4 protein-coding genes are annotated in these 7,198 nt (G+C 38.1%); 1 reads left to right on the top strand and 3 read right to left on the bottom strand.

Annotated features, from left to right (window positions below; all coding sequences use genetic code 11):
* Positions 1–240: 240 nt before the first annotated feature.
* From mfd to MUW73_RS00415, 3 genes are all read right to left on the bottom strand, one after another.
* Positions 241–3,579: a transcription-repair coupling factor gene (mfd, locus tag MUW73_RS00425; protein WP_243575139.1), complete on the bottom strand. Its 3,339-nt coding sequence runs from the start codon at positions 3,577–3,579 to the stop codon at positions 241–243.
* 294 nt (positions 3,580–3,873) lie between these two features.
* Positions 3,874–4,884 carry an NAD(P)H-dependent glycerol-3-phosphate dehydrogenase gene (locus MUW73_RS00420; RefSeq protein WP_243017900.1) on the bottom strand — a complete coding sequence of 337 codons (1,011 nt, stop codon included), beginning with the start codon at positions 4,882–4,884 and terminating at the stop codon, positions 3,874–3,876.
* Positions 4,859–6,484: a 1-acyl-sn-glycerol-3-phosphate acyltransferase gene (locus MUW73_RS00415; protein WP_243017899.1), complete on the bottom strand. Its 1,626-nt coding sequence runs from the start codon at positions 6,482–6,484 to the stop codon at positions 4,859–4,861. Before MUW73_RS00415 ends, MUW73_RS00420 begins: the two co-directional genes overlap by 26 nt.
* An 80-nt stretch (positions 6,485–6,564) precedes the next feature.
* Between MUW73_RS00415 and ybeY the strand changes: the two genes are divergently transcribed.
* Positions 6,565–7,026 (top strand): rRNA maturation RNase YbeY, encoded by a 462-nt coding sequence (gene ybeY / locus MUW73_RS00410; RefSeq protein ID WP_243575138.1) that lies wholly within the window; start codon positions 6,565–6,567, stop codon positions 7,024–7,026.
* Positions 7,027–7,198: the final 172 nt, after the last annotated feature.

Below are 7,198 nucleotides of genomic sequence, written 5' to 3'. Positions count from 1 at the left end.
AAACAGAATCCACCCTGCAACATCCATTGCAGCTGTTTTTCTATTTCAGCTATAAGGGTCACTTTCTGATCGCAACTATTTTACAAGGGGCGTTTTTTTATATGTTATTATATATAATAATCAATTAATTCTTTAAGTTGACGCCATTGCGTGAACAAATACTTTTCTTTTTGTTCCTGATCTTGAAAAAATGGGGAATAGATCCCAAAAATAGATCTGATATGCCGTTCCCGGTACAAACTAAATAGCCCTATCGAGATTAGATCTACCTATAGTAGCCAGCAGATTCCTTGCTGCAAGGACACTATTAGAAGCTACAGTAAGGGTTAGCATCAGATTTTTCCCCATCTTTTTTAATTGACAACAAGCTGGATGTTGCTGCATATAGTGCATAATATGGTCCCAGGTGCTACCATGTCTTTTGGGAAAATCAGCTCCTAGGTAGCAATGTAAACGCTGACCTTTAAATAAAATTTTTTCAAAACCAATGCGTTCCCCTTCCCATCTTAGCTCTACGGTTTCCAATAGGGTTTTGGTAGCAGTAGGCAATGGGCCAAACCTATCAATTAATTCATCTTTAAAGTGTGCTAACTGGATGCTATTTTTAAGTTCATTTAGCCTAGTGTAAAGGGTCATTCGTTGCGTAGTACTTTGTACATATTCAGGCGGTAAAAGGGCTTGGCAATCTGTTTCAATGGAGCAATCGTTGTATAACCCCCTAGCATCACTTGAAAAGAGCGTTTTAAAATCTTCTTGCTTAACTTCTTCTACAGCCTCTTCCAATATTTTACAATAGGTATCAAAGCCAATATCTGCTATAAATCCACTTTGCGCTGCACCAAGCAGATCACCTGCACCACGTATGTCTAGATCACGCATAGCGAGTTTAAAGCCATCGCCTAGTTCTGCACATTCTTCTAATGCAGCCAATCTTAGCTTGGCTTCTGAAGTAAGGGTTACTTCTTCTGGTATCAATAGGTGACAAAAAGCTTGCACATTAGAACGGCCCACCCTTCCACGCATTTGATGTAAGTCAGCAAGACCTAAAATATGACTGTCATTGATAATAATGGTATTGACATTAGGCATGTCTATTCCAGACTCTATAATACTAGTTGCCACCAATATATCATAACTACCTACTATAAACTGTAATATTTTTTCTTCTAGCATAGAGCCAGCCATTTGGCCATGGGCCACACAGATGCGTACAGTAGGCAGCAAATCTGATAAACTTTGAGCCATAGCGTTAATATTACTTACCCTATTATGTACAAAAAAGACTTGCCCTCCACGAGAGACCTCTTCTTCTATCGCTTTTTTAATGATTTTAAAATCAAAGTAATGCCATTTTGTTTGGACAGGTAATCTATTAGTAGGAGGTGTATTGAGAATACTCAAATCTCTGGCACCCATAAGGGAAAAATGGAGCGTACGTGGAATAGGGGTAGCCGTTAATGTCAACGTATCTACATTCAAACGTATCTTTTTTAACTTTTCTTTGGCATTGACACCAAATTTCTGTTCTTCATCAATAATCAACAAGCCTAAGTCTTTGAATTGTACATCATTGGTGAGTAGTTTGTGCGTACCAATAAGAATATCCACTTTTCCAGAAGCAGTATCTAAGAGGGTTTTTTGTATTTCTTGTTTGGTTTTAAATCGGTTGATGTAACTGACGTGAATCGGTAGAGCAGACAATCTATTGATAAAGGAGTTGTAGTGTTGTAAGGCTAAAATAGTAGTAGGGACCAGGACAGCTACTTGTTTACCATGTTCTGCAGCCTTAAAAGCGGCACGAATCGCTATCTCTGTTTTACCAAACCCCACATCACCACAAATCAACCGATCCATGGGAATAGGGCGTTCCATGTCTGCTTTAACAGCAGCAATGGCCAGTGCTTGGTCTGGTGTTTCCTCATAACAAAAGGAAGAGGCTAATGCTGCATCTAGTGACGTATCTGCCCCAAAAGCAAAACCTACCGATTTTTTACGTTCTGCATAAAGTGTAATCAGTTCTTTGGCAATATCTTTGATCTGTTTTTTAACACTATTCTTTTTACGTTGCCAGACAGAACTACCCAATATATGCATAGTAGGGATTGTACCATCCTTACTAGTATATTTGCTAATTTTGTATAGTTCATGCACATTAACATAAACCATGTCGTTGTTTTTATAGATCAATCGAATGGCTTCCTGCTGCTGTCCATTAATAGACAAGGAATGTAACCCTGAAAATCGGCCAATGCCATAGTCATTATGGACCACATAATCGCCAATTTCTAGCTTCCTGCATGCATCAGCTAATAAAGTTTCTGCTGTGGAATGCTGTTTAGGTGAGTGATACTTATAGTATCTATTAAAAATTTGGTGATCTGTATAACATACTATTTTGGCTGTATGGTCTATATAACCTTCTCGTAAACTCAGTAATAATGGTGTAAAAGCTGCTTTGGGTGTTTTATCTTCTAAAATAGTATGCAACCGTGCCAATTGTCCTGCAGAAGTAGCCGTAATATATACCTGATAGTCTTGCTCGACTTTTTTACAAAGATCATCAGCTAGAAGGTCAAAATTTTGTTTAAAAAAAGGTTGCTTTTCAGTATGGTAATTTATTACCAAGTCATTAGACCGATTACGAGACACCACTTCCAATGGCCATGTAGCTGTCGAACTTTGTCTATCTTCTGCCCCAAATATAATTTGATGAAAAGGCAGAATAGATGCCATAAAGCTTTCCATAGTTGCCAGGGTATGGCCAGCAGATGGCTGGGTAGTTTGGCTGGATAATTGTTCTAAAAGCTTTGTTTCATTTTTTAGCCAAATACAACTTCCTGCTGGTAGACAAGCTGCAAAGGAGGTGTAGACCAATTGCTCTTCCGTTATCGTTTCTGGATTAGATAAAATGGTTGCCACACTTACCTTTTTAAAAGATTTCTGGTCTTTAGGGTCAAAAATACGGATCGTAGCCACTTGATCACCCCATAGTTCTATTCGGTAGGGAGCCGATTGGTTGACGGGATAAATATCAATAATACCACCACGTATCGCAAATTGACCTGTGCTATAAACAAAATCTACTTTCAAGAACCCTTTTTGCCTAAGAATGCTTTCCAATGTTTGCATGCACAAGATTTGGTCTACCATTATTCTGTAACACATAGTGTTAACTAGGGATGGGTCTAAGATGTTTTCTAGCACAGCAGCTATATGGGTGACCACTAATGGGGCAGATGTACTTTCGCTTATAGCCTGTATGATAGCATATCGTTTGTTTTGAATAATTTTATACTGATCATCGTTTTGTGCTAAACTAGGTAAAAGCAGAACAGAGTGGTCGGGCAATAGATGGGTTAAATCTCCATAGATGGCCGATGCTGCTTCTTTGTTTTCAACGACAACCAACTGTAATTGGGTAGCATTTTGTTGCAGTGCTGCAATCAGTAGTGCATCTAAGCTGCCTTGAATCCCTTGTAAATAAAGAACCCTATCTTGCGGATCTTGTTTCAAGTAGTCTGTAAGCTTAGTGAGCACTGTTTGTGTTTGGTAAAGTGCTATGAAGTCGTTGATTTGCAAAACTAGAATGATGAGAATAAAGATTAATCAACATAGAACACTGCCACCAATGCTTAGAAGTCGCCATAAATGGTTAAAACGGCTATACGAGCAGTGGCTTCCTGAACTATAAATAATAAAATAAATGGACTGTAAACATTAGGCCTAATGCAAAGCTACAAATACTTTTTAAAAGTATTGAGTTCAACCCAATGATACGAGGCAGTTTTTTCGTATACATTCAAGGCTATAGGAGTTCTAGGCAAAACGCCTCTTGTCAAATAGTTGCGATGAGCAACTATTGTATAAGGGGCATTAAATTAACATAAGCGACTTATACAAGCAGTCTAATGAGCACTCCTCAAAAAGGATCCGATAGATGGTTGCAGTAATGGGTGCCTGTTTCCCACAAGATTGCATGGCTCGGTGAATGAGTTTAACCGTTTGTACGCCTTCGGAAACCTCTTTTGCCTGACTTAATATAGCAGTTAGTTTTTCACCTCTTGCTAAACGGTAACCAATTGTATAGTTTCTACTGGCCTTACTACCGCACGTGGCTATTAAATCTCCTAAACCAGCTGGCCCAAATAGAGCCGTTTTGCCTATACCCATAGCAGCCATGATGTCACCCATTTCTGCAATAGACATAGTAAGGAAAAAGGCATAGGTATTAGATTGATACCCCATCCCCCCTATTATACCTGCACCAATGGCAAAAATATTTTTTAACACACTACACATTTCTACACTGAGTAGATCATGACTAGGATAGACACGAAACCAATCATTACTTAACAGCTGCTCCCCTAGCGCTAAAACCTCTGATGAAGCACTAGCCACCACTGTAACAGCTGGATGTTTTTGCGCTAATTCACCAGACAAATTAGGCCCCGCCAAACAACCAACTTTTCGAAGCGGTGTTTCTTGTACAATTACCTTACTCATGGTAAACAGATGGCCCCATGTAAGCGGAGCATGCTCGGAAACATCTAATCCCTTGGTACCATGTATGCATATCTGATCTGGTCTGAGGTAGGAAGCAATTTGTTGCATCAACCCACGAAATTTAGCAGCAGGTACTACCGGGAAAATAACAGAAGCAGCAGACAAGGCTGTTGTCAAATCATTGGTAACAATGATATTAGGTGCCAAAGATTGATCCGCAATGCTACGGCTGGTTTGGGATGCAAGCGCACGTTCCGCTTTATGCGTATATAAGAACAGACAGCTTACATGAGGTGACAATAGATTCGCAACAGCCGTACCAAATTTACCAGCCCCTAAAACAGTTACCACTTTATTAGGAAAAAATTGCTTCGAGTCCATAACCAGTAAGCCTATTATGATAGTAGCATAATGTTAATAGATCTTGAATAAGTAGATCGCCACTTTTAGTTACGACTAATGGTGGTTGAGCATGATATATCCCCAATTTAGTCCACCCATCTTTAGCGATAACATCCAATTGACCACTCCGTACAATCGGGGTAAAATCTATTTTTTTTTCTGTATATAGCAACGCTAACGCTTTATAAACATGACCAAAGGCTACCATGAAATCGGCATAAGAGATTATGATATGGTTTAGATCCATTGAAAATCCTTCTTTTTTTTGAGCCAATGCATAGACTACAAAAGCTACTAAGTGGCTACTTAGTACCATATTAATGCGGTAGTAGCTTGCCACAATCTTATGACTAAGCATTTTAACAGACTGATCTGAACGCTTTCTAGTATCCATTTTTATAGGTAAATGGAGAAACTGCTCATATAAATCTATTGCTTGACCTTGGTCATTATAACTACGTCCTTCCATATCGACGCTATTCCCCATTACATCTAAGGGAGGACCTATGTTAATAAATAATTCTGAACCCTTAAATAATATATTTTTGCTAAATACCAGGTTGGTACAACAACCGTTTGGCTGGACATTACCAGAAACAATAGATCCCTTTTGCATCGATTCACGTATCAGCTCATAGGCCTCTAAGACACAATGGTAGTTTAATACTATAGGAACAATAAACAATTTCTTACCATTTATTCCTTGATTTCGAAAATTATTTTCCTGTGCCTCAAAAGGGGTACTTAATAAGCCTAATTTTAAATCAGACTCTATAGCACCTAAACGGCTGCGGGTTCCACCCGGATAAAATAAGGTATGACAGCCCCATTCCAGTATCAGACAAGCATAATCTTTCTGAGTTTGTAAGTAGGGTATGGTTTTTTTACGCCGATCTACTTTATAGGTACCTAATTTATTAAAAACATAATGAAACCCCCTATTGTTAAATAAATTCAATCCGGCCCCCCAAGTCAAAGGAGGTAATCCTAACTGTTTCATAGCCAACCCTATCACCATAGAATCCCAATTGCTGGTATGAGTAGGTACTAGAACAACAGTCCCTATTTTAGCCAATGCCCGCACTATATTGGTTTGACCCATCAAATGAAATTTTTCTTCTAACCTTTTACTGGGTAAGGTCCAACGGCCTGCTCCAAACCCAAAACAATGAGGTTTAAGAAGATGAATCAAGGTATGGTGTGTACATCTGGCTATACACTGATAATGGCCAACACTAAAGTAACTACAAATCTCCCTGACATAACGTTCTATAACATGCTTTAAAAGTAGCTTTGGGTCTATTTTATTTTCAATAGAAGATGCCATAGTTGCCCAAAAGGAGCCATCATCTTTAGGGTCACAACGCCACGGATCTGATGCTATTCGAGCCAATTCCCTAGTAGTGGTTTGCGCCAATATTCGGTAAAGTGCCGTATCCATTGGATAACGTGCACACAAAGCTTGAAAACTTTTATTAACTACTTCCTTTAAAAAAACATGCTGGTTTTTATGGAGGATGGTAATCGGCCAATAACTGGCTTTGGGTTGAATAGGAATAAACTGATCATGAGTAGACATATCGTACTTTTAGCGGAATAAACCGTAATTTACTTTACGGTCAAATAGGCTAGCTTAAAAGCTTATCTGATCGTTTGCTAATGCAAGATAATAAGATCAATATGAATATTTATTACTTTTCAGAAGAAATTAGTTTTCAACTAAAGGAAAAAAGAAAAATATCTGCTTGGTTGCAAAGGGTTATTGCGCAAGAAGGATACACACTAGATCATCTGAACTTTATTTTTTGTACAGACAACTATTTACATGGCCAAAATATAACCTACTTGGGCCATGACACCTTAACAGATGTGATTACATTTAACTATACCCAACATACTGAAACTATTTTAGGAGATGTTTACATAAGCATTGAGCGTGTCAGGGAAAATGCCCAAACATATAACCGCAAAATGGTGGAAGAACTCTATATGGTGATGGTGCATGGTCTATTACACCTTTTATCTTATGATGACCAAAAACCAGAAGATCAATTAATTATGAGAGAAAAAGAACAATTTTATCTTGACCAATTAAGACCAATTTTAGGATTGAAAACATAATTGCCTTTTTGTAAAAGGTCCAATCTAATGAGAGGGCTTGCTTTTTTATTCCACTTTTTTTTACCAATGCGCTGAACAGACAATGGCTTCAACTTAAGGAATTTTTAATTGTTTTTATTTGATTATAAGTTTTTTATCTTACTTTTTTCTTCATAAAGAAGTAAGCAAAAAA

The organism is Candidatus Cardinium sp. cByotN1 (genome assembly GCF_022810525.1).
Classification (GTDB): domain Bacteria; phylum Bacteroidota; class Bacteroidia; order Cytophagales; family Amoebophilaceae; genus Cardinium.
The sequence above is the reverse complement of the archived record's forward strand: the minus strand, read 5'-3'. Positions and strand labels throughout refer to the sequence as shown.

Excerpts from the sequence above, each read along its gene's own strand:
- MUW73_RS00420 (WP_243017900.1), bottom strand. The coding sequence starts at position 4,884 with ATGGACTCGAAGCAATTTTTTCCTAATAAAGTGGTAACTGTTTTAGGG.
- MUW73_RS00415 (WP_243017899.1), bottom strand. The coding sequence starts at position 6,484 with ATGTCTACTCATGATCAGTTTATTCCTATTCAACCCAAAGCCAGTTAT.
- ybeY (WP_243575138.1), top strand. The coding sequence starts at position 6,565 with ATGCAAGATAATAAGATCAATATGAATATTTATTACTTTTCAGAAGAA.